Source organism: Xanthobacter variabilis (genome assembly GCF_043831965.2).
Taxonomy (GTDB): Bacteria; Pseudomonadota; Alphaproteobacteria; order Rhizobiales; family Xanthobacteraceae; genus Xanthobacter.
Genome location: NZ_CM195533.1, coordinates 4,009,193 through 4,035,006 on the forward strand (window position 1 = coordinate 4,009,193; position 25,814 = coordinate 4,035,006).

The window sequence follows — 25,814 nt, forward strand, 5'->3', positions numbered from 1 at the left end:
CAGCTCACGGTGCCCCGAACAAGACCTGATGCATGATGCGTCCGGGCCAGAAGGTAAAGAGCCCCGCCAGCACGAGGCCCCCATAGAACAGCCCGCGCATGCCTCTGGCATGAGGGCCGATGTCGCCCCTGCGCCCATGCAGGAGCGCCAGAGGGAGGGCAAAGAGAACGTAAAGCGAGAGAAGGTGAATGGGGCCGAAGGGGCCAATCCAGCGCATCTGATGGATGAAGAAGGACGATAGCGCCACGCAGGCCATCAAAACCGCCCAGACCCAGCCCACGAGCCGATGGGGAACTGTCCCCTTGGGCGCAGCCAGCTGGATCATGCCGACAGCCAATGCGGCGACGGCGGAAAACGCGTGAATGCGGATTGCCGCCGAGGCATCAAGAAGCGGTTCAAGTGTCATGACGCCTCCCAGCTGTGCGTCGCGCAGAATTCGCGTCACGGCGCTGACCATGGATACTCAGAGCGTCTAAACTGCCGCTATTCCGCCGGCAACGCCGCCACCCGTTTCCCCGCCGACAACAGTCTTTTGCCTCATCCATCAGAGGCAACCGAACTTGGTGGAGCGCGGCTCGGGCCGCCCCCAACCGTTGGAGGGCAGGTCCTCGAAAGGGGGCCAGAAGACTTGGCGCACCAAGCTGAAGCGCGACGGCACTGTCAATGCCGGGCTGTCATAATCGAGAATCCAGAAGTAATCATAGGTGTCATCCGGCCAGGTCCCTGGCACGCGACGGGCCGCACCACTCATTTGATCGAGGTGCAGAAGTTGCCGAAGCGTGACCCTCTGGCCCGGGAAGGCCTCTTCCAGCCGCGCGCTGGCGATATGGAGATGCTCCCACACCATGACCACCGTCTGTCCGTGCCAACGCGGATTGTCCAATAGGTCCCGGGCCACCGCGGCGGTTCGCGCATTGAGCAGGACTTCGGGGTGAAACGGCGTGAGCATGAGCGGGTTCGCGGCAACACTCATGTTCCATGCCGCAGCGATGGGCTGCGCGGTTTCCAGCGTGTGCAAGGTAATGGCGAGAATGGCCGCCGGTCGAGCGCCATTGAGAAGGCTCCTGGATGCCCTCGGACCAAGATATTGCGCGGCGAGCGCCTCTGCCCGCTGCCGACCAACGCCACACAGAGACAGCAGGTTCTGTTTCTCACCGTGGCGAAGGATAATAATGCGTGCGGGCGCTGCCGCGGCCTCAGTGACGCCAAACGCAGCGGCGCCCCATGCAACCAAAAGAATCAGAACGCATAGCCTGGGCAACAGCGTGCTATCGGTACGTAGGCTTGTCATTGAGATGACTTTCGCAGGTGGTGAGCACCATTTTTCAAGCCAGCGCATGTGGGGACATCGCCCCTCCCTCGTCGGCGCAACCAGGGACCGTATCGAAGCGCTACGGCTTTCTACTGGGATGGCAAAGGCGTTCATGACATGAGTACTATGGAATGCCGTGCAATGCTGACGCGACGGTTGCAGAGGCGGGATGGGATCTGCGTCGAAGCCCTCGCCGTCGCGCTGACTTGCGCAAGCGCCCATCATCACGACATTCGGCGCGATACACGCCCTACCAGGTAGCAGACGGGATCATCCGGAGCGGGTAGGTGAAGAGAAGAAGGTGGGCCGCATTGAAGCCAAAATGAGCGAGTGTCGATGCAAGGAGGCCACCCTTACGAAAGGCATAGCCGTAAATAGCACCCGCAACCGACGCGAACACAACCATAATAGGACCTCCGGAGTAGTGCATAATTCCAAAAGTTACGGCAGAAAATCCCAACGCATTCCATTGCGACATGGAATATTTTTCAAACCAGCGCGCTAGATTTGACTGCAGGAAACCTCGGAACAAGGCCTCTTCGGTGAAGGCGACAAGCAGGAGATTATTCAGTGCCCACAGGCCGAACTCCGGCGGCAGCTTCGGCTCCCAAACCACGGCCTTGAACAAGAGAGCCGGCGGCAGGAGCACAAGGACAGTCGCGAAGGCGCCGGCGGCGGCCCAAGCCAATGATGTTTGAATGCCCTCCCCCCTGCGGAGCGGCCTATAGAACAGAAATATCGAAAGCCCCACAGCAGCCTTATCCGAGTTGATGTACATCTTGAACGGATAGGCATCTGGGCTGAACTGAACCGGACCAATGAGAATTGGATTTTGAAATCCAGGAAACACGTGAACAGACAAAGCAATGCATAATATGAAAAATGATATTTTTGCTATTTTTTCATTCGTTATCCGAATAGAACGGCTACAGATATGAGCCATCAGCATGCATAGCACAACTGCGAGAAGGCCCAGTGGCTGAACGTAACCCAGGACGGCGGCTGTGACGTAGGTGATAGCCGTCAACGCCCCGGCAAATGCAAACGCAGATGGAAGCCAGGCCAGGGCCGCGCTGAGCATCAGAAGCGCAGTTAGATATGGAAATTCGGAAATCATATGTCAGAGACCCGGAATATTTCAATATTACTTAATTTATTTATCGTAATTAAGTTTAATTAAACTTCGGCATCTCATGGATGCCGAAGCTGTTTGTGGCCAACGCGGTGATGTAAAGGCAGATCACGCCTTCGTCATCACCGCTCTTCTTCCTCGAACAGCCACAGAGATCGTGTCGCCAGTGGAGACTGAGCGTCGGCAACCATCCCAAGAAAAGCAGGCATCCGGTGCTTCTGAACATCTGAGAGCGACGCGACAAGCGGACGTGTCGCGCTGACGAAGGCTTTGAGATCCTGGCCGCGAATGACCTCGGCCTCGCCGATCCGCTCGAGCGCTTCAAGAAAGTCGGATGGCGGCTTAGCCTCCGCCCGCTTCTTGCCGCGGGCCATCGAATCCGCAGCGATCTTGCGGATCGAGGCTTCCACCGGCGCCCAAAGCTTATCCTGCGCCGGCGTCAGCTCCAGCACGGTCTTGAGTGCGGCAAGACGCGCGTTGAGGACCGCATTTGCATCAGCATCGGAGTAGATCTCGATGATCTGGGTTTCTTGCGGGGCATTTTGCGCCTGAGCGACGGAGGCGGCCAGCAGCAGACCACCGCAGAACGTCGCGCACAGGGCGGACTTGATGAGGTTCATGTTCATTCTCCGCAATGAGAGCGCGTGACCTACTGCCAGTTTCCATCGGGCAGGCGGCCGTGGAAGGGGGTGTTGCGGCAATGCCCCCAAGGGCCCCGCCAATAGCCGGGAGGGCAGCCATTCCAGGGCGCGCCACCATTATACGGGCCGAAATACCCGCCCGGATTCGGCCCGAAGCCAAAACGGTGGCAGGCGCCACCGGGGCCACGATACCAACCTCCACCACACCCATCGGCGACGGGCGTAACCTGCGCCGGCGCGTCAGTGAGCATCGGGGCAGGCAGCGGCAGCGCCGCTGCCGAAAGCCCTGAGGCGACGAGAAGTCCAGCGGCGGTAACCGCCTTCAATAAATGACCTGCCATGCGACAATCCCTTCCGTCGTCTGCATCATTCCTGCTCCGCCAACGCTCGCCGCCAACATCGCGTCGACACATCCGAGAGGTCACGGCGAACAAGGCGCCCGTCATCGCGATGCTCAAGACCGGCGTTTGCACCTGCGGCGCGTCCCGCCCAGCGCAGCGATGGACCGTGCAGCAACACGGTTCAGCAAGACCTGGAGCGAAGATCGATCACCCTGCCTTCATGCAGGGGCCAGCAAGGTGCCGTCATCACCAGAAGTGTTGATATACGACGCCGCAGGCAAGCTGCGCGGACCTTCCGACGATCCCTGCGTGCGAGCACCAAAAGGCGACGCGGCAGGTCAGCCTCTCTTTGGGCATTCAGCCCTCCTTGGGGAGCCCGGCGGAATCCGGAGGGAGCATGACCATGACGCTCCCGATCCTGTTCTCAAAAGCTCGCAGGTTCGGGGCCCCAGACTTCGACAGGATGGACCGGATCTGTGAGCGGATGGTATCGAGCCTGACGTTACGCAGCCGTGCGACCTCTTCGGCACTTATTCCCCCCACCAGATCGCTCGCCACTTCCGCTTCAGCCTGCGTGAAGCGGAACAGGGTGCGCAGGAGCATGGGAGGCGGCTTCGGGATCGCCGCGAACGGCTTGAAGATCAGGAGTGCCGCATTTCGGAAGCGTGCGCCCATCAGTGGATCGACCAACCCGCCAGCGATCGGCGAAATGAGACAGATGCTGCGTGGGCAGCATAAGGGATGGAACGGGTTGGGAGGCTCGCTGGCCTCGCTGGTCGGTCCCTCCGAGATGGCTGCGGCAACCAAACGCCGCAGCTCCAGCGTATCCGCTCGGGTTCCCAATGACAGGTAGGTCCCACCGGCACGCAGGCGCCGGGTCATGACAAAGCCGGCGTAAGGGCGAGTGGCATGGGTTCGACTGGCAGCGCTGGCATAAAGGACCCGCAGCCGCGAATCCACGACGACGATACACAGACCGAGTACGCTCACGGCGTTCCGCGTGATCGCCGTAACCACGGGGCCATGTCGGTGAAATGGGGTGTCAGGGGGCAGCACGCTGGCGTCGGCCCACAGCCAATCCTCCAGCTCAAGCACGACTTCATCGCCGTCCGCTGCATTCGGATCCAGGTCATGACGGAGGCGTCCTTCGTGCATCGCGACTCTTGTTCCGGTGATCAGGCTTGTGGGGAGCCAATCCCGGAACGCACGGCACTGTCATTCAACTACATGAAGTTTTGCGGGGCCCTTCGATACGGCCCCTCGTGGCGTGCTGCGCCTCAGCGACCACGAAGCACGCCGATGGACATCCCCTGAACCACCGAAACGACGGCATCGGCACAGATCACACCACCACCGAAGGCCTGGAGCGCCTCCCGAGACGCCTCTTGGCGTGATGGCCGGCATTTCAGCCAGATGAGGCGAAGGGCAAGGCCTGTGAGGACAGCAAGCCCGGCGCCCGGATCACCCAGCAGCAGCCCGGTGGCCAGCATGACCCCAAGCTGCCGGCGCGCACCACCGATCCACTGGACGAAGGCGCCGGGAAGAGCCCACAGAGCAAGGCTCGCCAGCGTCTGCGGGTGCGCTCCGGCGTCGATGGCAGCCGCATAGACGCGGTCGATGGGTGGAATGAGGCCCCTTCCGAACAGGCTCGGCCACGCGAGGGCCGTAATGGGAACGGCGACGGCGAAGGCGACGAGAGTGGCGAGCAACTGCTGGCGCCGCCCCTCCAGCTCGAACGCCGGCCCGCAGCCCGCCCGCAGGATTGTCCCCGCCTTCAGGTCGTAGCCCATGTCGGCGAAGCATGGCCCCGTGGCTGCGGTGAAGCCGGTGAGCAAGGCGAGCGCCAGGGGCGGAAAGCCCGCCAGGAGGCCCAGCATCAAGGTCACGAGGGCGAGCGCATAAGCGGGAAACCAGCCGCTCTGCATGGCCGCCAGCCCCACCACCAGCTCATGGGCGAGCGCAGCCACTGCGGCGAACACGACGAAGGCCGCCAGCATCCACGGATCGAGCCCAGCCGCGAGGCCCCCGGCAACAGCGATGAACGCCGCAACGGCAACGAACGCCGCCGCCCCACCCATGAGCGTTCGGCCCGGCCGGCGAGGTACCCCCGCGCCCACGGCTCCGGTGGCATCGGGGTTGAGGTGGGGGGCGATCTGCGCAAGAGCAACGAGCGCCGCGCCGATCATCATGCCATGCGGCAGCAACGTGGGATCGACGCCGAGGCGCTGGATCCAGGCGGCACCCCCACCCGCAGCGAGCCAGCCGCCGGGGATTTTCGCCAACAGCCCGGCGCAGAAGGCGGACAGGGCTGGCACGCTGCCGATGAACGCGACCCCGAAAGCGAGCATGGGCAGCCCCAAGACCCCACCCGCCAGGCCAACACCACCGCCGAGGGCCAGCGTGCGGCCTGCCGTGCGGCCAGAATCCCCCATCCGGATCACCTCGGCTGCGGCAACCCCGGGCGGCCAAGCTCCTTCGGCCGGAAAGATCGCAGTGCCATAGAGGCGATAGAGCATGATCGCGTCGATGATCATCGCCATGGCCACGCCGGCGAACAACGGCGCGATGAGGTCCGCCCGGCCGAGAAGGAAAGGAATGCCGATGGGCAGCAGCAGGCTGTTGGCTGCTCCGAAAGTGGCGCTGGACATGGCGCTCTGCACCAGGTTCTGCGCATGCGGCGAACGGTAGCCGGTAAACGCCGCCAGCGGGATGCGCCCCAACGTCATGGCGGCCATGGCGCCGATGACGGACGTGTTCGGTGTGATGCCAAGCGATGCGATCAGGTCGAGGCCGATCAGCGCGCCGGCGGCCGAAACCGCCACGATGGGGAGAAGGAGAGCGGCCGATATCGCTCGGGGATGGACCGCCTGCTGTTCGGGTTCGACGTTGACGCTGTCGTTCATGATGCGCGTTCAAAGGCCCCGGGGGCTGGGAGACGAAATCTGGCGGGCAAAGGCACCATTTGATGGGAAAAACGGCGCGAATGCTGGCGCGCACGACGCCCGAACGGCTCCACCCCACCCACGCACATTAGGCGGATGATATCCGGGTCGCATCACCACATCTGGGGATCGCCGTGAAGCTCGCGTGCTGAGGCGGAGCCCGCCATGTTTCACGTCATTACTTCTGGGGATGCCTGGCTTGCCGATCGCGGGCAGCCTTTCGCCCGACGCCTTTAGCCCATCGCGCCCTTCCCCCTCCTTTGGGCGGACGGGCGCTTGCCTGCCCTCCAGGAAGGAAGCGGCCATTGCCTCGCTTGCTGAAGACCGATGAACTGGAATTCCTCGCCACCGGCGCCTGGATCCTCGGCACGGGCGGCGGCGGATCGCCTTATGCCTCGTATCTGGGCGTGCGGCGCTTCCATGACGAGGGCGGCCGCATCACGCTCATGGACCCCGATGAGCTCGACGACAACGACCTTGTCGCCGTGGTGTCCACCATGGGGGCGCCGCTCGTCTTCCAGGAGCGCATGACCGATGCCGACTTTGCGCTCAAGCCCGTGCGCGTCATGGAGGATTATCTTCGCCAGCCGTTCCGCGCGGTGATGAGCGTGGAAGTCGGCGGGTGCAACGCCTTCCAGCCGCTGCTGGTGGCGGCCGCATGCGGCCTGCCGGTGGTGGATGCCGATGCCATGGGCCGCGCCTATCCCGAGGCGCAGATGCAGAGCTTCTCCATCGCCGGGCTGAACATGGTTCCGCACGCTGTGGCGGACGTGCGCGACAATGCGGTGCTCATCACCCGGGCCGCCGGCTGGCACGAGATGGAGCGCGTGCGCCGGAAGGTGTGCACCGAGTTCGGATCGGTCGCCACCACCTGCCAGGCGCCCCGCACGGGGGCCGAGATCAAGCGCTTCGCCGTTCTGCGCACCCTGTCGCAGGCCATCGCCCTCGGCCGCGAGGTGCACCGCGCCCGCGCCGCCCACGAGGACCCGGTCGAAGCCACGGTGCGCGCGGCCGCCGGCATCCGGCTGTTTGGAGGCAAGGTGGCGGACGTACAGCGCCAGACGACGGAAGGCTTTCTGCGCGGTGATGTGCGCCTCGACGGTCTCGATGCGGATGAAGGCGCCACGTTCGAGATCGCGTTCCAGAACGAATTCACCATCGGCCGGCGTGATGGGGCGGTGGCGGTGACCACCCCCGACCTCATCTGCGTGCTGGATGCCGTCACGGGCGAGGCCATCGGCACGGAGAGCCTGCGCTTCGGCCAGCGCGTGACGGTGATCGCTCTGCCTGCGCCGGCGATCCACCGCTCGCCGGAGGGCCTTGCCCATGTGGGGCCCCGCGCCTTCGGCTACGACGTGGATTTCCGCAGCGTGTTCGATGGCAACAAGGAGACCCGCGGATGAGCCGCATCGGCATCGACGTTGGCGGAACCAACACGGACGCCGTCCTCATCGACGGCGACAAGGTGCTGTCCGCGGTCAAGAGCCCCACCACCGCGGATGTATCGGACGGCGTGCGCCGCGCTCTTGCCGATCTGATGGCGCAGGCAGCGTCCCTCCCGACCGCGCCCCGCATCGACGCGGTGATGATCGGCACGACCCATTTCACCAATGCGGTGATTGAGCGGCGCGCGCTCGACAAGGTGGCGGCGCTGCGCATCGGCCTTCCCGCCAATGCGGGATTGCCACCCTTCATCGGCTGGCCGGCGGATCTTGCCGAGGCCATGGGCGGCTCCGTGCACATGGTGCGTGGCGGGCATGATTATGACGGGCGATCCCTGGTGCCGCTGGACCGCGCGGCCGTGCGCGCCGAGGCACGACGCATGGCCGAGGCTGGGCGCACCGCCATCGCCATCACCAGCGTCTTCTCCCCGCTCACCGATGAATGCGAGCGGGAGGCGGCCCAGATCGTGAGCGAGGAGGTGAGCGGCGCGCGCATCACCCTTTCCCACGAGATCGGCCGCATCGGCCTGCTGGAGCGGGAGAATGCGGCCCTGCTCAATGCCGGCCTCCAGAGCCTTGCGCGGCGCACCACGGCCGCCTTCACCGCAGCCATCGCCGACAGCGGCCTCGACGCGCCTTTGTTCCTCACGCAGAACGACGGCACCATCGTGCAGGGCTCGGTGGCGGAGAGCCATCCGGTCTATTGCTTCGCTTCCGGCCCCACCAATTCCATGCGGGGCGCGGCCTTTCTCTCCGGCATCGCGGACGCGCTGGTGGTGGACGTGGGCGGCACCACCAGCGACGTGGGCTGCCTGAAGGCGGGCTTTCCGCGCCAAGCCAATGCGGCGGTGGAGATCGGCGGGGTTCGCACCCTGTTCCGCATGCCCGACCTCCTCTCCATCGGCCTTGGCGGCGGCACCGAGATCTCCCCGGATGGACAGCACATCGGCCCCGGCAGCGTGGGGTTTCGGCTGCCGGAAAAGGCTCTCGTTTTCGGCGGGGAGACCCTTACCGCATCCGACGTGGCGGTGGCCGCCGGGCGGCTCGACCTTGGAGATCGCGGCAAGCTCGCCGGGCTGTCTCCACCGCTCGTGGCGCAGGGCCTCGCGCGCATGGAGCACATGATCGCCGACGCCGTGGACCGGATGCGCACCGATGCCACGCCCCTGCCGCTGCTGGCCGTGGGCGGCGGCAGCTTCCTGGTGCCGGATCAGATGCCCGGCATCTCGCAGGTCGTGCGCGTTCCCCATTATGCGGTCGCCAATGCCGTGGGCGCAGCCATCGCCCAGGTGAGCGGCGAGGTGGACCGCATCTTCACCGGCCTCACCCGCGAGGAGGCCCTCGGCCGGGCGCAGGCGGAAGCCACCCGACGGGCGATCGCCGCCGGCGCGGAGCAGGCAAGCCTCCAGACCCTGGAGATGGAGGATCTGCCCATTGCCTATCTTCCCGGCAATGCCCGTCGGGTCCGTGTTCGCGTCATCGCAGACATCGCCATGGCCGATGTTCGTGCCGAAGTTCCATCCTGATCACCGGGAAGCGGCATCCACCAAGCCAGACGACGCCCCGGATTGTCGAACGAGCCTGAGCTTGCTCCCGCGTTCCCTCCCCTATGAAAGGCGGGCATGATGCAAACTGCCGAGAACGCGTGGCGCCATGTGACACGGATCCTCCACAGCATAAGCCGAAACCTGTGCATGTGTCCGATGGTGCTGATCCTGCTCTGCGCCAGCACCGGGACATGGGCCTCATCGGCACGCGAGGGACCGGGCACCATCATCTCGGCGGAAGCGATGCCGGGCGCCCCGGACGGGGCCACCGCATATAAGATACTCTATCGCTCGGAAAGTCGGTCCGGCGAGCTGATCCCAGTGTCCGGGGTCGTCATCATTCCACCAGGCACGCCACCACCCGGCGGCCGGCCGGTCGTGGCCTGGGCCCACCCGACAACCGGAATAGAAAGCCGTTGCGCTCCGTCGCTTGCGCACGTCTTCTTCGAATCCGTGCAGGGTCTCCGCGACATGCTGGCGCGCGGCTATGTGGTTACCGCCACAGACTATCCGGGCCTCGGCACACCGGAAGTGCATCCTTATCTGGTGGGCGTCAGTGAGGGACGAGCCGTCTTGGATTCGGTTCGCGCCGCCCGGGCCCTTCCCACCGCCGGAGCCGACCGTCGCTTCGCGGTGTGGGGGCATTCGCAGGGCGGGCACGCCGCGCTTTTCGCGGGGCTCCTGGCCCGCCAATATGCTCCCGAGCTCGCCCTGGCGGGCATCGCGGTTGCGGCTCCGGCCACCGACCTCGGGGCGCTGATGCGTGATGACCAGGGGACGGGCGGCGGCAACAACATCACCGCCATGACGCTTTGGTCGTGGTCGCGATACTACGGTGCGTCCATCACATCCGTGGTGGAGCCGGCGGCGATCCCCGTCATCGACCAGCTGGCCGGTGAGTGTATCGAACGCTGGTTCGACGTGCTGATCCGGAGGGAACCAACCCGCGCGCTCATGGGGGGCTTCCTCACGGAGGGAAATCTTGCGGACACCGAACCTTGGAAGCGGCTCCTCGCGCTCAACACGCCAGGCGTATTGCCTCCCGACATCCCCGTTTTCGTCGCCCAGGGCGCGGATGACCGCCTGGTGAGGCCTTCGGTGACGGATGCCTATGTAAAGGCACTCTGCCGCAATGGAAATCGGGTGAGATACGAGACATTGCAGGGCGTCGGGCATGCGTTCATCGCGCGCGATGCAGCCAACACAGCAGTGGAATGGCTTTCTGGCCGCCTGTCGGGACGGATAATAGATGATTTCTGTTCAAAGTAGGCATTGGCCCGCACCGCTAAACTCACATCATCAACCATAGATATCTTTCAAAATTTCGGACCAAACGAGAATTGAGATTTGAATATCGAAATTCGTCATATTCAATATTTTCTAGCAGCGGCAGAGCACGGGAGCTTCCGCGGCGCAGCGATGGCGCTTGGCATTCAGGAATCTGCCATCAGTCGGCGAATTCGAGACCTGGAGGACCAGCTAGGAGCGGCTCTTTTCCAGCGACATAGCGGAGGCGTCCAACTTACTTTGGCTGGACAATGCTTTATACGACGCGCCCATAAGGGACTCCGGCAAATTGATGACGGCGCACGGGAAGTGGCTGCCGTAGGCAGAGTAGAATATGGCCACATAAAAATTGGAATTATTTCCTCAATAGCATCAGGATTTTTACTTAAACTCCTGCATGCTTATGACGAGCGACATTCTGGCGTGACCATAGAGTTCATCGATGGCGGACCGAGTGAACATATGGCGGCCATTCGCCACTTCCAACTCGACGTAGCGTTCGTTACAGGGGTTGCCGAATGGTCGGGGTGCGACACAGCTTGCCTCTGGACGGAACGAGCGTTTATCGTTTTACCTCAAGAGCACATTTTGACAAGACGAAGAGCGGTGGGCTGGCCCGAGCTCATTGGAGAAAACTTCATTGTAAGCGACCTTTCGTCCGGCCGCGATGTCCGGAATTATATTATTCGACATATTTCACAATTTAACAGAGAATCAGAAATACAATTCCAACATGTCGGGAGAGACAACCTGCTGCCTCTTGTCGCTTTGGGGCATGGCCTGACGGTGATAAGTGAGGCATCGACCGTCGTGCGGATTCCCGGCGTTTCATACCGACCGATAAGGGATGAGACCCTCCTCTTCAGCGCCGTCTGGTCACCGAAGAACGATAACCCGGCATTGCGTCGCCTTCTAAGCATGGCCAAGGCAATGTCAGGGAACGCAGCGAAAAGCTCCTGATGATTTCGCACGTCATGGCATCAGGGGACATTGTGCGTTTTACGTACCCTCATGAACCCGCTGTCCGTCGCGACAAAGCGCTCCAGCGCCAGGATATAAAGGTCGTGTGAGGGGCGGCAGCCTGAACCGAGCTACTGGGCACTCTGCCTGCGTTTCCTCCGCCGAGATTTTTCCCGCAAACTCACTCGCAGCCACGGCGGCCGGAGGCCCCTTATCCCTCGCCGGATCCGAGACCAAAGAACGGGACAGATTCAGGTCACTGTCCGCCGCTGCGCCGCCGAGCCTTCGCAAATCCTCGGTCCGTCGCAATGAAGCGTTCGAGCATGGGGGCGACGAGCCTGACGGGGTCTGCGATCGGGTTCCCCGTCTCTCCGCCCAATACCTGCGCATAGGCGACAAGATCGCGATGGAGTTTCGCCGGTAACTCCACGGTCACCTTCACCGGCTTGTCGTCGTGGAGCTCTGAGAGCTTCAGCTTCGTCATTTCAGCCTCCATAGGGTTCAAGAACGAGATCACGGGTGACGATGACCCGCACCGGGAATCCCGGCCAGATGGTCAGCGTCGGCGCAATATTGAGCTGGCGCTGGACGATCTGGCGGCCAGTCTGGCTGATGCTGTCGGAGGCGCCTTCCTTCAGTGCGCTGACGAGATCGCTGTCGCTACCGGACGAGCCCTCGCTCGCCCCAACACTCAGGATGGTGGAGAGCACCGCGGCCTTGAACAGCTCGCCCCAGTGGTAGTCGACCCCATCCTCAAGCCCGGCATAGCCTTCAGCGTCAGCTCCGGGTTGGCGCTCCAGCACGATGGAGCGGCCATTGGGGAAGATCAGCCGGTTCCAGACGAGCAGCACCCGGCGCTGTCCGAAGCCGACGCCATTGTCGTACTGCCCAATGATGCGGGTGCCTTGAGGGATCAGGAGGATCCGTCCGGTCGGGCTGTCATGGACATTCTCGGTGACCTGGGCCGTGATCTGCCCCGGCAGGTCAGAACGAATTCCGGTGATCAGCGCCGCGGGAATGACGGCGCCCGCCTGCAAGATGGCGGCAGAGGCCGGAGCCACCACACGGTCTGGCGATACCGTGCGTCGGTCCACTGCCTGGTTGAGGAAGGCGAGCTGGCGATCTTGGGCTTTTGGTGTCGCCCCCTGGGGGGCAAGACCAAGAGACGTGAGGTCCGGGGCAGGTGTCGCAGCTGGCACCGAAGTGACGCTCGCCTGTTGCGCCACAATCGGGCTCGCCGGCCGCGTATTAGTCCGGGCAAACAGCCGCCCGGTCCGCGCCGCCTCGCTTTCCTGCTGCTGGCGCTGCTCATCGGGACTGAGGGCAGGATTGGGCATACCTCCCATCGTGGGGACCGGCGGCTGGGCCGCCGTCTGTGCATTGAGGATCGGCCGGCCGAGGTCGCCCGGCAGCGGCGGCCCCAGCTTCGGGATACCTGTGTAATCCTTGGGAAGGCCAGCGAGCCCGTCGGGCGTTGCCTTGATGTCGGTGGCGTAGAGTTCCTGGCCGGGTCCGTGATCTTTCCGCGCTTGCAAGGCGTAGATCAGCGCACCGCCGATCCCGAGCCCCGCAACCAGCCCCAGCCCGGCCAGCACCTTGCGGGACAGGCGAGTCACCCGCGGCGGCTCCGGCCGCAGCCGCATGGCCGCCGCAGCCTCCCCCGTCAGCGGCTCGGCGTTATCTGCCGGGTCCGGTCCTTTCTCCTTTCCGGGATCGATACCGCTCATAGGACCGGCCTCCCGTCGGTGCGGGAGATGCGGACGCGCTTCTGGTTCTTGTCGGCGCCAAAGCGCAGCTCGGCCGCGGCGAAGAGCCGGTCCACGATCATGTAATTGCCGCGCACGCGATAGTTCACGAGCTCGGAGGTGTCGCCCTCGGGGCCCACCACGAAGAGCGGCGGCATCTCGCCCTGGCCGATGCCGCGCGGAAACTCGATGAAGACCTGCTGGCCGTCGTCGAAGGCCCGCAGCGGCCGCCAGGGTGCCCGGTCGCCCGAGACCTCGTAGCGGAAGTTCACCCGCGTGAGGTCGATGCCGGTGGCGACGGGCTGCACTGCTTGCGCTTCGGCATTCTGGCGCCGCAGGGCGATGAGCTGGCCCTGAGGATATTGCCAGGAGACCGAGGCCATGTAGGTCTTCTCGGTGGAGCGCAGCTCCATGTGATAGGTGCGCAGATTGGTGTTGATGACGAGATTGGTGGTGAGGTCCGGCCGGGTGGGCTTCACCAGGATGTGGACCTGCTTGGAAGCCCCTGTCCCGCTCTCGGTGTCGCCGATGATCCAGCGCACCGTGTCACCGGCAGCCACCGGCCCAGAGCCGACCAGTTGCTCACCAGGCTGAAGCGCGATGTCGGTGACCTGCCCAGGCGCGGCGTAGACCTGATAGAGAGCGCCCTCCACGAAGGGATAGACCTGCATGGAATTGATGAAGCCGTCGCTCACCGGCTGAACGCGCGCGGCCGCATTGGCCTGCGTGACGCGGGCCCTCGGATCGGCCAGCTCGGGCTCAGCCTTCCCATTCTTGCCCACGGGCTTCAGCTGACCTGGCAGAGGCAGTGGCTTCGGCAGTTCCACGATCCGCACCGGGCCGGCCGGCTCGGCCTTGAAGACGGCGGGCGGGGCATCGTCATAGGCGATCTCCGGCGGCTTCTGGAATGTGGCGCACCCAGCGAGCGCTGACGTGCAAAGCAGCAGAAGCGGCAAGCCAGACTTACGGAAATCCGGAATGGAGAGGACACGGAGAGCCGGCCTCCCGGAAGTGCGGACGGCAGGCGTCATTGGGCGAGTTCCTTCGACCAGTTGATGGCGTTGACGTAGATCCCGAGGGGATTGGCGCGCAGGCGCTCGGCATCGCGCGGTGCCTGCACCACGACGGTGAGGATGGCGCTCCAGCGGGCGGTGTTGGCGAGGCTGCCGTCCTGGTAGCGGCGCTCGGTCCAGGCGATGCGGAAGGAGTCCGGTGAGGCGCGGATGACGCTCGAGACCTCCACCACCACCTGCTGCTTGCCGACCCGGGCGAAGGGATCGTCGGCGCGGGCGTAATCGTTGAGGGCGACGGCGCCAGCCTGGGTCGTATAGGCGTAAGCCCTCAGCCAGTTCTGCCGCACGATGACCGGATCGGCGGAGATGCTGCGCACCTCCTCGATGAAGCGGGCAAGGTGGAAGGCGATCTGGGGATCGGACGGGCGGAAGTTCGCGGCGGCGGGCGCCACGGCCTGCGCCTGCCCGAGCTTGTCCACCTGAACGACCCAGGGGACTACCGAGCCGCCCAGGGCGTGCCATGCAAGTGCACCGGCGAGCCCCGTGGACAATGCGAGGCAGCCGAAGGCCATGAGGCGCCAGTTCTTCGCCTGGACCCGGGCGGAGCCGATGCGATTATCCCAGACTTGGGCGGCCCGCTGATAGGGCGTCTCAGGTTCGGGGGAACGGCCGTAATGGACCGCGGGTCGCTTGAAGGGGGTCATAGGCGATCACTTTCAGAGAGGGAAATGGACGATCCGCCGCCGTGGCTGTCGCCGGATCGCACCGCGTGAGTGGCGGCCTGGATCCCATGGGACATCTGCTGGGAGCGCCGCATGTGCCGCGCCCAATCGGGGACATCGCTGGTGGAGGCACTGGTCGGAGCAGGAGCGCTCGACGGCGCGGGACTCGGGCCGGCGGAGGCGGATGCCGTCTCGCCAGCGGCGTCAGCGGAGCGCCTCAGGGGAGATGTCGCTGCCGCACCGGCTGCCCTGGCCATGCCGCCAAGGCCGCTGGCGACGCCGGAAAGACCCGACTGGCCAGTAGCGCCGGCGCCGTACGCAGATGCTGCGCTTCCAGCGAGGCTCGCTCCCGCTTGCGCGGCGGCAGCGGTCCCGGAGAGCGCCGCGCCGGCCCCGCGAGCGGCGAGGCCCGCGGCACCGGCTCCTGCGAGCGCGACACCACCCGCGGCAAGCCCGGCCCCCACGGCAGCACCGGCCCCGAGCTGGGGCGCGCCCGTGATCAGGCCCGTTGCGATTCCGGGACCGAAGATGCCGAGGCCCAGAAGCGCCAGTGCGGCCAGAACGGCGGACAGCGCCTGGCTGATGGTCGGCTGGGCATCGCCATAGCTCGAGGTGAATTGGGAGAACAGCCCCGAGCCGATGCCGACGATGACGGCGAGCACCATCACTTTCACGCCCGACGCCACGATGTTGCCGAGCACCTTCTCGGCGAGGAAGGCGGTCTTGCCGAAGAAGGCGAAGGGGATGAGGATGAAGCCCGCGAGCGTCGTCAGCTTGAACTCGATGAGGGTGACGAAGAGCTGCACCGCCAGGATGAAGAAGGCGATCAGGATCAAGAGCCAGGAGATGAGCAGCACGGCGATCTGCACGGCATTGACGAAGATTGCCACCGGCCCAGTGAGCTGGCTTGCCGCATCCAGCATCGGCTGGCCGGCGGAGAGCCCCACTTCCGCAAGACGCCCCGGCCGCAGGAAGTCCGCGGTGCTGATGGCGGATCCGCCGGCCTTGAGGCCGAGCCCGGCGAAGCTCTCGAAGACGATCTGGGCCAGAGAATTGAAGTTGCCGATCATCCAGGCGAAGAAGCCGATGGCGAGGGTCTTCTTGACCAGCCGGCGCATCACGTCCTCGTCGGCGCCCCAGGCCCAGAACAGGCCGGCGAGCGTGATGTCGAAGGCGATGAGGATGGAGGAGAGGCCCGTCACCTCGCCCGTGATCAGGCCGAAGCCGGAATCGATGTAGCTGGTGAAGGTGTTGAGGAAGGTGTCGATGACCCCTACGTCGTTCATCGGGTCACTCCCTCAACAGCCTTGCCGAAGAAGCGGCGGCGGTTCTGCTCCCAGAGCGCGGCGCAGCGCGGATCGATGGGGTCGACCACCTCGATCTGGGCGCAGCTCTTGAGATCCGCAGAGGAGATGGGCGGCGTCTTTCCGCTTACGACGACCTTGGGCTCCGGTCGTCGACCTGCGGCGGCAGCGAGCGCTGCCAGCACCGCGCCCACCAGGCCGGCGACGATGAAGGTTCGAAGCGCGGTGTCCCGGTCCATGGCCACGCCTCACTTGCCGTGGAACATGGTGACGGCGGCGGGCTGATAGCTCGACTGGGTAGAGAAGCGCCGGTAGCGCTCCTGGCCTTCCGAGACGGCAGTTGCCCGCTCGGCTTCCGACAGAGCCTGTGCCCGGCCGTTGGCCGTGACCACGGCGGTGAGGTCGGAGAGTTGCTGCGCCTGGAGCGCCTGAAGCTGGTTTCCGGCCTGCATGGCCTGCAGCGCGCCGGTTGCCGCTTGGCTCTGGTCCACCAAGGTCGAGGACTGTGCCCGGTTGGTGTCGAGATTGCCGACGACACCGGCTTGGACCCGCATCGCATCCTGAAGCCCTGCGAGCGTGGTCTCCCAACGGGTCTTCGCCTGGGAGATGAGCGTGGCATCCGAGGCGCTCAGGGAGACGGAGCCGTACTGGCTCTGGAAGGCCCGGTCGATGGAGCCGACATCATAGGCGATCTTCTGCGCCTGACCGAGCAATTGCTGAGTGCGCTGGGCCGCCTGCTGGAAGGCGCTGATGGAGGAATAAGGCAGGTTCGCAAGATTGCGGGCCTGGTTGATCAGCATCTGCGCTTCGTTCTGCAGCGAGGTGATCTGGTTGGTGACCTGCTGCAGCGCCCGAGCGGCCTGAAGGACGTTCTGGGCATAGTTGGAGGGGTCATAGACCACGTACTGCGCCACGGCCGGCGCCAGCGGGCAGATGAGGAGCGGCGCGGCGACGAGCGCCGCCCGCAACGAACGGCGGATCATGAGCGTGGCTCCAGATTGTCGAGGGTGGGGATGAGATCGGCGGCCCAGCCAAGACCGCGATGCCGGAGCCAAGCGGAAAGGAAGCCGTCGTGGCCGTGCTCGGCGAGGATCTGCGCGATGGCCGTCTGGTCGGTTTTTGACGAAGCGGCACAGAGAGCGAGCGCCACCTGGGAGAGCCCAAGCTCGAACAGGCGGTTGCCGCGCCGGGACTGGCAGTAATAGTCCCGCTTGGGCGTCGCCCGTGCGAGGATCTCGATCTGCCGGTCGTTGAGACCGAAGCGGCGATAGATGGCAGTGATCTGGGGCTCGATCGCTCGCTCGTTGGGGAGCAGCAGCCTCGTCTGGCAGCTCTCGATGATGGCGGGGGCGACGGCGGAACCGTCGATGTCCGAGAGGGACTGCGTGGCGAACACCACGCTGGCGTTCTTCTTGCGCAGGGTCTTCAGCCATTCCCGAAGCTGCCCGGCAAAGCCCGGGTCATCGAGCGCCAGCCATCCCTCGTCGATGATGAGGAGGGTGGGAGACCCGTCGAGCCGATCTTCGATGCGGTGGAAGAGATAGGAGAGGACAGCCGGCGCCGCGCTGGTGCCGATCAGCCCCTCGGTCTCGAAGGCCTGGACGGAGGCTTGCCCCAGATGCTCGGCCTCGGCATCGAGCAGCCGGCCATGGGCACCGCCGAGGCAATAGGGTCGCAGCGCCTGCTTCAGTGCGTTGGACTGGAGGAGGATCGCCAGGCCGGTCAGCGTGCGCTCTTCCACTGGCGCGGAGGACAGAGAACTCAGGGCCGACCAGATGTGTTCCTTCACCTCCGGGGTGATGGAGACACCTTCGCGGGTGAGGATCGCCGAGATCCAGTCGGCGGCCCAGGTGCGCTCGGGTAGCTCATCCACGCGGGAAAGCGGCTGGAGGGCGATGCTCTCCTCGGCAAGACCTCCGCCGAGATCGTGCCAGTCCCCGCCCATGGAGAGGGCTGCGGCGCGGATGCTGCCGCCGAAGTCGAAGGCGAACACCTGGGCTCCGGCATAGCGCCGGAACTGCAAGGCCATGAGCGCCAGCAGCACCGACTTGCCGGCGCCGGTCGGCCCCACCACCAGCGTGTGCCCCACATCCCCCACATGGAGCGAGAAGCGGAACGGGGTCGCCCCTTCCGTCTTGCCGTAGAACAGCGGCGGCGCTGCAAAATGCCCGTCCTGCTCGTCTCCGGCCCAGACGGCGGAGAGCGGGATCATGTGGGCGAGGTTGAGGGTGGAGACGGGAGGCTGGCGGACATTGGCGTAGACGTGTCCCGGCAGGCTGCCCAGCCAGGCCTCCACTGCATTGAGGGTCTCCACCATGGCCGTGAAGTCCCGGCCCTGGATCACCTTCTCCACCTGCCGGAGCTTCTCGTCCGCGATGCGGGGATCGGCGTCCCAGACCGTCACTGTGGCGGTGACATAGGTGATGCCGGCATGGTCGGCGCCGAGCTCCTGCAAGGCGAGATCTGCGTCCTCCGCCTTGTTGGCGGCATCCGAATCCACCAGTACCGACGCTTCGTTGGTCATCACCTCCTTAAGGATGGCGGCGATGGACTTGCGCTTGGCGAACCACTGCCGGCGGATCTTCGTGAGGAGCCTGGTGGCGTCGGTCTTGTCGAGGAGGATGGCGCGGGTTGACCAGCGATAGGGAAAGGCCAGCCGGTTGAGATCGTCGAGGATCCCGGGCGTGGTTGCCGTGGGAAAGCCGACGATGGTGAGCACGCGCAGGTGCTGGTCCCCGAGCATGGGCTCAAGCCCGCCGGTCAGTGGCTGATCGGCGAGGAGCGCGTCCAGATACATGGGCGTTTCGGGGACACGCACCCGCTGGTGCCGGGTCGAGACACATCCGTGCAGATAGGTCAGGGTCTCCGTGTCATCGAGCCAGCGACACTCCGGCATGAAGCTCTCGACCAGCCGGAGCACGCGGTCTGTCCGATCGACGAAGCCATCCAATGCTTCATGAGGATCGACACCCTCGTCCCCACGCCCCTCATAGAGCCAGCTCTCCGCCCGCGCGGCATCCTCCGCCGGGGGGAGCCAAGCGAAGGTGAGAAAGTAGCTCGACTCGAAATGGATTCCGGCCTCGGCGAACCCGGCCTTCCGCTCGGCATCCACCAACGCGGAAGCCGGATCGGGAAACAGGCTCTCGGGATAGGCTCCCGCCTCGTGCCGCTGGGCTTCCACGAACAGTGCCCAGCCGGAGCCGAGGCGGCGGAAGGTGCTGTTGAGGCGACCCGCCACCGCCACCAGCTCAGCTAGCACCGCGGATTCGAGGTCTGGCCCACGGAAGCACGCGGTGCGCTGGAAGCTGCCATCCTTGTTGAGGACGAGGCCAGGACCGACCAGGGCCGCCCACGGCAAATAGTCCGCGAGCCGGCTCCCGTGTCGGCGATACTCGGCGAGGTTCATCATATTGCGCGCCCCTCAGACCGATAGGTGGGAGGAGATGCGCAGATGCCGACGCACCACGTCGACGAAGAGCGGATCGCGCTTGGCCGCCCAGACGGCGGTGAGATGACCAATCGCCCAGAGCGCCAGGCCCACGAGCCACAGCCTCAGGCCCAGCCCGACAGCACCGGCGAGCGTGCCGTTGAAGATGGCGAGCGCCCGCGGCGCCCCGCCGAGCAGGATCGGTTCGCTCAGAGCCCGATGGATCGGGACGGAGAAGCCCGGCACCTCGCCGGCATCGCCCGCCATCAGACCAGCGCTCCGCCGCTGAAGGAGAAGAAGGAGAGGAAGAAGCTGGAGGCGGCGAAGGCGATGGAGAGGCCGAACACGATCTGGATCAGCCGCCGGAACCCGCCCGACGTGTCGCCGAAGGCGAGCGCGAGACCGGTGGAGATGATGATGATCACCGCGATGATCTTGGCGACGGGCCCCTGGATGGACTCCAGGATGGACTGCAGCGGCGTCTCCCAGGGCATGGAGGAGCCGGAGGCGTGGGCGGCAGACACTGCGCAGGCGAAGGCGGCGATTGCAGCAGCGGTTCGCAGCAGGCGGCGATCAAAGGAAACGCGGTTCGGAGTCACGGGGAGGTTCCTTCTTCAGCAGGAGGGACAGCGGGAGAGATCCGGTAGTCGCCGTCGGGACCGAGGCCTTCGACGCGGGCGAGTTCGGTTAGCCGGCGGGCGGTGCCACGACCGGAGAGCACAGCGATCAGGTCGATGGTCTCGGCGATCAGAGCGCGTGGGACGGTGACGACGGCTTCCTGGATGAGCTGCTCCAGGCGTCGCAGGGCGCCCATGGCGCTGCCGGCGTGGATGGTGCTGATGCCGCCAGGGTGGCCCGTCCCCCACGCTTTCAGGAGGTCAAGGGCCTCCGCGCCGCGCACCTCACCGATCGGGATGCGGTCGGGCCGCAGGCGGAGCGAAGAACGTACGAGGTTTGAGAGCGACGCGATGCCATCCTTGGTGCGCAAGGCCACGAGATTGGGCGCGGCGCACTGGAGCTCGCGGGTGTCCTCGATCAGGATGACCCGCTCGGAGGTCTTAGTGATTTCGGCGAGGAGGGCATTGGTGAGGGTGGTCTTGCCGGTGGAGGTGCCGCCGGCCACCAGAATGTTGGCGCGGGAAGCGACGCCCTCGCGCAGGGCGTCGGCCTGCGCTGCCAACATGATGCCCGAGGCCACATAGTCGTCGAGCGTGAACACCGCGACGGCGGGCTTGCGGATCGCAAAGGTCGGAGCTGCGACGACGGGCGGGAGAAGGCCTTCGAAGCGCTCACCGGTCCCAGGAAGCTCGGCGGAGAGCCGCGGGGCACCGGCATGGACCTCGGCGCCGATATGGTGCGCGACGAGGCGGATGATCCGCTCGCCGTCTCCAGCCGCCAGCCGCTCGCCCGTGCTTGAGAGGCCTTCGGACAGCCGGTCGACCCAGAGGCGGCCATCGGGGTTGAGCATGACCTCGACGACGGCCGGCTCATCGAGAAGGCGGGAAATCACCGGGCCGAGCGCGGTGCGCAACATACGTACGCCGCGCGTCAGGCCCTCCGGATTGTGAACTGAACCCGCCATATCATCCTCGCCCACACCGGGAAGGATGCAGGGGCTTCCCGGACGGAGATGATTAAAGAAGGGGGAAACGGAGGAGTTTCAACAAGGAGAATGAGTTATCGCAGTGTGGCGTGCAAAGACAGGAGAACGGCGATTCGCTCAGATCTCGCGGTTACCAGAAATCGGCGCCGTTGACCCTTTGCCAACCCTCGACTGCCCTTTCAGAGACGTCCGCTTTGCGCCCCCATATCGGTCACTGGAAACTATGCCACAACTGCCTGAAAGCGGACATCAGCCGGCCGCCGTTAAAATGGCGGCGATTGGAGACGGGCCGTCCGGACTCAGGCATGCGACGCAGAAAGCCGTCCGTATTGCATCTCGACCGTCGTACGCCCCCCTTTCTGCAGCGGGGACAACGAGCGCAATGTGCTTGCCCCCACCACGCGGGTGCTTGAAACTTGACGCTGCGAGGTATCCCCTAGATGCAGTTCACTAAGAATGGCCCAGATGTGCCGGAAGCACTGCTGCAGGCGCATGAAGATGGCCGCGTGGTGTTTTTTTGCGGTGCCGGCATATCTTATCCCGCAAATTTGCCGGGCTTTCATGGGCTCGTCAGCCGCATCTACGCTGACCTCGGTGAAACGCCGAGCACCCTTGAACGGGCAGCGCTCGACGGGAGTCAGTACGAAACCACCATAAGCCTTCTCGAAAGCCGGCTGGTGGATGGCCGATCCGCGGTTCGCCATGCGCTGGCGAAGATTCTGACCCCAAATCTAGCTCTTCCCGGTGCAACAAGAACGCATGAGGCACTGCTCACGCTTGCCAGGAATAAGACCGGCCATTCGCGCCTGATCACGACGAACTTCGATCGCCTATTCGACGAGGCGGCACGTCGACGTGGCGTCACGCTGGATGGATTTGCGGCGCCGCTTCTGCCTGTCCCGAAAAAGAAGTGGGATGGCGTTGTATACCTTCATGGACGACTGCCGGAAAGCCCGACCCAGTCGGACCTCGATCGCCTGGTCATCTCCAGCGGTGATTTCGGTCTTGCCTACCTGACCGAACGCTGGGCAGCGCGCTTTGTCAGCGAACTATTTCGCAATCATACCGTGTGCTTCGTTGGTTACAGCATAAACGATCCCGTCATGCGCTACATGATGGACGCGCTTGCTGCCGACCGGCTGCTTGGCGAGGCGCCTATCGAGGTCTTTGCGTTTGGCAACCACGCGCGAGGCAAAGAGGAGCAAAGCGCCGAGGATTGGGGTGCGAAGAACGTGACCCCAATCCTCTACCGGAACCAAAATCGTCACACGTTGCTCCATCAAACCCTGCACGCATGGGCTGAGACCTATCGGGATGGTGTCCGCGGCAAAGAAGCTATTGTCTCGCGATACGCCTCATTGAAGCCGACAGGTAGCACCAGGCAGGACAACTTTGTCGGCAGGATGCTTTGGGCGCTTTGCGACGAGAGTGGCCTGCCCGCTAAAGTGCTTACGGTGCACGATCCGCTTCCATCAATCGAATGGCTTTCGGCTCTGGCCGAAGATCGGTTCGGACATCGCGATCTTATCCGCTTCGGTGTCCGCCCGGCCGAGCTCGAAGACAAGAAACTGTCCTACAGCCTGACCTCGCGTCCCGCGCCCTACATGCGCTCGCCATGGATGCGACTGGTTCACTATTCGGATCGTACATTCTCGCGCTGGGACAATGTGATGTCCTACATTGCGCGTTGGCTCGCCCGTCATGTCGACAATCCGGAATTGCTGATCTGGGTTGCCAACCAGGGCGGACGTGTCGACGATAACTTCCGCGTCTTCCTCGAGAACGAACTGAATGACCGGCCTCCTTCTCCGGCGATGGCGGCGCTTTGGCGCATCGTTCTCGGGGGCCGCCTTTCCGACCGGACGATGCACTTCGACATCTATTCGTGGGTGAAACGGCTGAAGCGCTCGGGGCTGACGGCTCTGCTACGCATGCAAATGCGTGAGATATTGTCACCGCGGGTTCGGATTCGGGCCCCCTACCGCTATTCGGATGAGAATGAAGACCGGGAAGACGGAGGTGCGCACCAGCGGGCCGATCAGTTGGTCGAATGGGAACTCGTCCTTGCAGCGAACCACGTGCACACCGCGCTCAGAGACATCGGCAAGAGCACAGAATGGCACAACGCACTGCCCAATCTGCTGAGCGACGCCACGGAATTGCTATTCGACGCAATGGACATCATGCGCGAGTTGCAGGCGGCGGATGACCGCTCGGATCACTCCTATTGGCAACAGCCCTCAATCGCTGAGCATCCGCAGAATCTCAAATATCACGACTGGACTGCCCTTATCGACTTGGCTCGCGACTCATGGCTGGCGGCGGCCGACCGCGCGCCGCCGCGGGCGCTTCGCGAAGCGCGCCGCTGGTTCGAACTTCCTTATCCGGTCTTCAAGCGGCTTGGCCTGTTCGCGCTGGCGGCGCGGTATGACCTTTTCCCGCAAGCGGAAGCACTTGAGAGACTGCTGTCCGAGGATTGCTGGTGGCTGTGGTCGATCGAAACGCGCCGCGAAGCAATGCGCCTGATCGTGGTCCTGGCGCCGGTGCTGCCACCAGGAGAATCGGAGAGGCTTCAGCATGCTATCCTGCGGGGCCCGCCGGTCGACATGTTTGCCGAAGACCGCGAGCCCGCAACGCTGGATCGCATCGTCGACCGCAATATCTGGTTTCGGCTAACCGCGTTCAGGGATGCCGGCGGCCACTTGGTGACAGACGCGGCACAGCGAGTTCAATCACTAGCCGAAACCTATCCCCAGTGGGCACCCGCCGACGAGCGTGATGAATTTCCTGTCTGGATGGGTAGTGATGGGTCATGGAGCCAATATTCGGCGACACCTGCGACCACCAAGGAGCTTGTTGCGTGGCTGCGCGAGCACAAGGATCGGGATGATTTTCGTCAGGAGGATGATTGGCGGGACCGGTGTCGCCAAGACTTTAGGAGGACGGCTACCGCGCTTTTGCACCTAGCAGCGCGCGGCGAGTGGGTACCGGTCCGCTGGCGGCAAGCGCTGCAGGCGTGGTCTGAGAAGGAGCTCGTCCCGCGCTCATGGCGTGTGATGGCTCGGCCCCTTGCAAGCGCCCCGGACGCGGTGATTGCTGAGATCGATCACGCGATCGCGTGGTGGCTCAAGGCCGTCGCCAAGTCTGTCGCCGACCAGAGCGATCAGTTCTTTGTGCTGGCGCGCCGCATCCTTGCCATTCCTCGTGACGACAGCGACCATAGGAGCGCCGACGCCATTACTGTGGCGATCAACCATCCGGTTGGCATGACAACAGAAGCTATCCTCGATCATTGGTATTCAGGCGAGCTGGAAGATGACCAGGGACTAACCACTGAATTTGCGGACATACTGACCTCGATCTGCGACCTCTCGGTCTCAGCCTACATTCATGGGCGCCTGGTTCTGTGCACCAACACCATTACCTTGTTTCGTGTTGACCGCGCGTGGAGCGCGCGGTGGCTCCTGCCACAATTTGATTGGCATCTGTTTCCGGCCGCCGCTCGAATTGCTTGGATCGGCTTCCTGTGGTCGCCGCGAATCTATCGGCCGTTGATTGAAGATATCAAGGACTATTTTCTCGAGACCTCACGCCATTACAACGAATTGGATCAGATGGCAGAGCAATATGCAGCGCTTCTGACCGTCGTGGCGCTGGACGAGGGTGAGATATTCACCAAAGCACAGCTGCGTGCCGCCATGGCAAGCTTGCCTCATGAAGGCCTGGTACGTGCTGTCCAAACCCTAGTGGATGGGCTACAAGCGGCAGCCGACCGCAGGGTTGAATATTGGCAAAACAGAGCAAGGCCGTTTCTTAACGCCATATGGCCAAAGTCCCAGGACATCAGGACGCCGCCGGTAGCCGAGAAGTTCGCGCAGTTGGTAATCGCCTCTGGAGCTGCGTTTCCCGAGGCGCTCGCTTCGCTTCGCAGCTGGCTGCTACCCTTGCCGCATCCCGACTACACGCTCTCGCTCCTGCTGGGAGCTGGCCATTGTGAAATCTTCCCGCAGCAGACGCTGGAGTTTATCGACTTTATCGTGACTGGCGAACAGCCATGGGCTGCGGGCGAGCTTCGCAACTGTCTCATCGCAGTGCGTGAATCGTGGCCAGCTGCAATCGCCGACCCGCGATTCGTCCGTCTGGAGACGATTGTTCGACAGACGGGACAGTCGCTTTAGTTGCGCTCTTTATGCCTGCCCCGAACTGCGCCGAATGGCAGCTTGTTATCAAACCCAGTCAACACCAGACGTTCCGCTCCCGGCCCCGGAGCCGTCTGTCAGCAAAGCGCCCCCATTTTGGTCGTTCGGCGAGCCTTTGCGAGGTCCCAAAAGCAGACAGCAGCGTCAAGGCAAAGCGAAAACAAGATGGGTGTAGTGTGTGCCGACATCGATTGCGC

23 protein-coding genes are annotated in these 25,814 nt (G+C 64.2%); 5 read left to right on the forward strand and 18 right to left on the reverse strand.

Translation table 11 applies throughout. The annotated features are described in order from the left end of the window. Positions 1-4: 4 nt before the first annotated feature. From V5F26_RS17435 to V5F26_RS17465, 7 genes are all read right to left on the reverse strand, one after another. Entirely contained in the window at positions 5-457 is a 453-nt protein-coding gene (locus tag V5F26_RS17435) for a DUF2306 domain-containing protein (RefSeq protein WP_394055448.1), read from the reverse strand. A gap of 87 nt (positions 458-544) precedes the next feature. Beyond that, entirely contained in the window at positions 545-1,339 is a 795-nt protein-coding gene (locus tag V5F26_RS17440; RefSeq protein WP_394947260.1) for a histidine phosphatase family protein, read from the reverse strand. 223 nt (positions 1,340-1,562) lie between these two features. Then, a complete protein-coding gene (locus tag V5F26_RS17445; protein WP_394947259.1) occupies positions 1,563-2,429 on the reverse strand; it encodes a CPBP family intramembrane glutamic endopeptidase in 867 nt (288 codons plus the stop codon). Positions 2,430-2,566: 137 nt separating this feature from the next. Next, positions 2,567-3,064, reverse strand: coding sequence for a Spy/CpxP family protein refolding chaperone (locus V5F26_RS17450; protein ID WP_394947258.1), 498 nt, complete (start codon positions 3,062-3,064; stop codon positions 2,567-2,569). A 29-nt stretch (positions 3,065-3,093) separates the two neighbouring features. Continuing rightward, on the reverse strand, positions 3,094-3,426 hold the full coding sequence (locus V5F26_RS17455; protein WP_394947257.1) for a hypothetical protein: 333 nt from the start codon (positions 3,424-3,426) through the stop codon (positions 3,094-3,096). Positions 3,427-3,783: 357 nt separating this feature from the next. Next, positions 3,784-4,581, reverse strand: a complete 798-nt coding sequence (locus V5F26_RS17460; protein ID WP_394947256.1) for a helix-turn-helix transcriptional regulator — start codon at positions 4,579-4,581, stop codon at positions 3,784-3,786. Between the two features lie 122 nt (positions 4,582-4,703). Continuing rightward, positions 4,704-6,329: an OPT family oligopeptide transporter gene (locus V5F26_RS17465; RefSeq protein WP_394947255.1), complete on the reverse strand. Its 1,626-nt coding sequence runs from the start codon at positions 6,327-6,329 to the stop codon at positions 4,704-4,706. Between the two features lie 344 nt (positions 6,330-6,673). On the opposite strand from V5F26_RS17465, the gene V5F26_RS17470 reads away from it, so the two are divergent. The 4 genes from V5F26_RS17470 (at position 6,674) to V5F26_RS17485 (ending at position 11,604) form a co-directional block, all read left to right on the forward strand. After that, on the forward strand, positions 6,674-7,771 hold the full coding sequence (locus V5F26_RS17470) for an S-methyl thiohydantoin desulfurase family protein (RefSeq protein ID WP_394947254.1): 1,098 nt from the start codon (positions 6,674-6,676) through the stop codon (positions 7,769-7,771). Then, positions 7,768-9,336: a hydantoinase/oxoprolinase N-terminal domain-containing protein gene (locus V5F26_RS17475; protein ID WP_394947253.1), complete on the forward strand. Its 1,569-nt coding sequence runs from the start codon at positions 7,768-7,770 to the stop codon at positions 9,334-9,336. Before V5F26_RS17470 ends, V5F26_RS17475 begins: the two co-directional genes overlap by 4 nt. A 177-nt stretch (positions 9,337-9,513) precedes the next feature. Next, a complete protein-coding gene (locus V5F26_RS17480) occupies positions 9,514-10,626 on the forward strand; it encodes an alpha/beta fold hydrolase (RefSeq protein ID WP_394947252.1) in 1,113 nt (370 codons plus the stop codon). A gap of 78 nt (positions 10,627-10,704) precedes the next feature. Further along, a complete protein-coding gene (locus V5F26_RS17485) occupies positions 10,705-11,604 on the forward strand; it encodes a LysR family transcriptional regulator (protein WP_394947251.1) in 900 nt (299 codons plus the stop codon). Positions 11,605-11,860: 256 nt separating this feature from the next. Here the strand turns inward: V5F26_RS17485 and V5F26_RS17490 are convergent, their stop codons facing one another. The 11 genes from V5F26_RS17490 to trbB are packed head-to-tail and all read right to left on the reverse strand — an operon-like array spanning position 11,861 to position 21,397. Next, positions 11,861-12,088, reverse strand: a complete 228-nt coding sequence (locus V5F26_RS17490; protein WP_394055466.1) for a DUF2274 domain-containing protein — start codon at positions 12,086-12,088, stop codon at positions 11,861-11,863. Between the two features lies 1 nt (position 12,089). Next, on the reverse strand, positions 12,090-13,331 hold the full coding sequence (locus V5F26_RS17495) for a TraB/TrbI/VirB10 family type IV secretion system protein (protein WP_394947250.1): 1,242 nt from the start codon (positions 13,329-13,331) through the stop codon (positions 12,090-12,092). Further along, entirely contained in the window at positions 13,328-14,380 is a 1,053-nt protein-coding gene (trbG, locus tag V5F26_RS17500) for a P-type conjugative transfer protein TrbG (RefSeq protein ID WP_394947249.1), read from the reverse strand. Before trbG ends, V5F26_RS17495 begins: the two co-directional genes overlap by 4 nt. Continuing rightward, a complete protein-coding gene (gene trbF / locus V5F26_RS17505; protein ID WP_394947248.1) occupies positions 14,377-15,066 on the reverse strand; it encodes a conjugal transfer protein TrbF in 690 nt (229 codons plus the stop codon). The genes trbG and trbF overlap by 4 nt, the downstream gene beginning before the upstream one ends. Then, the gene (gene trbL, locus V5F26_RS17510) at positions 15,063-16,370 is read right to left on the reverse strand and encodes a P-type conjugative transfer protein TrbL (RefSeq protein WP_394947247.1); all 1,308 of its coding nucleotides are present in this window, start codon (positions 16,368-16,370) and stop codon (positions 15,063-15,065) included. Before trbL ends, trbF begins: the two co-directional genes overlap by 4 nt. Further along, positions 16,367-16,627, reverse strand: a complete 261-nt coding sequence (gene trbK-alt, locus V5F26_RS17515) for a putative entry exclusion protein TrbK-alt (protein ID WP_394947246.1) — start codon at positions 16,625-16,627, stop codon at positions 16,367-16,369. The genes trbL and trbK-alt overlap by 4 nt, the downstream gene beginning before the upstream one ends. A gap of 9 nt (positions 16,628-16,636) precedes the next feature. Beyond that, complete coding sequence (gene trbJ / locus V5F26_RS17520) at positions 16,637-17,371, reverse strand: P-type conjugative transfer protein TrbJ (RefSeq protein WP_394947245.1); 735 nt, start codon at positions 17,369-17,371, stop codon at positions 16,637-16,639. After that, positions 17,368-19,797 carry a conjugal transfer protein TrbE gene (gene trbE, locus V5F26_RS17525; RefSeq protein WP_394947244.1) on the reverse strand — a complete coding sequence of 810 codons (2,430 nt, stop codon included), beginning with the start codon at positions 19,795-19,797 and terminating at the stop codon, positions 17,368-17,370. Before trbE ends, trbJ begins: the two co-directional genes overlap by 4 nt. Positions 19,798-19,809: 12 nt before the next feature. After that, positions 19,810-20,082 carry a VirB3 family type IV secretion system protein gene (locus V5F26_RS17530; RefSeq protein ID WP_394947243.1) on the reverse strand — a complete coding sequence of 91 codons (273 nt, stop codon included), beginning with the start codon at positions 20,080-20,082 and terminating at the stop codon, positions 19,810-19,812. After that, positions 20,082-20,414, reverse strand: a complete 333-nt coding sequence (locus V5F26_RS17535) for a TrbC/VirB2 family type IV secretion system protein (RefSeq protein WP_394947242.1) — start codon at positions 20,412-20,414, stop codon at positions 20,082-20,084. The genes V5F26_RS17530 and V5F26_RS17535 overlap by 1 nt, the downstream gene beginning before the upstream one ends. After that, positions 20,411-21,397 (reverse strand): P-type conjugative transfer ATPase TrbB, encoded by a 987-nt coding sequence (gene trbB / locus V5F26_RS17540; RefSeq protein ID WP_012112619.1) that lies wholly within the window; start codon positions 21,395-21,397, stop codon positions 20,411-20,413. The genes V5F26_RS17535 and trbB overlap by 4 nt, the downstream gene beginning before the upstream one ends. A gap of 461 nt (positions 21,398-21,858) precedes the next feature. On the opposite strand from trbB, the gene dsr1 reads away from it, so the two are divergent. Further along, the gene (dsr1, locus tag V5F26_RS17545) at positions 21,859-25,596 is read left to right on the forward strand and encodes an anti-phage defense-associated sirtuin Dsr1 (RefSeq protein WP_394947241.1); all 3,738 of its coding nucleotides are present in this window, start codon (positions 21,859-21,861) and stop codon (positions 25,594-25,596) included. The last annotated feature ends 218 nt before the right edge of the window (positions 25,597-25,814 follow it).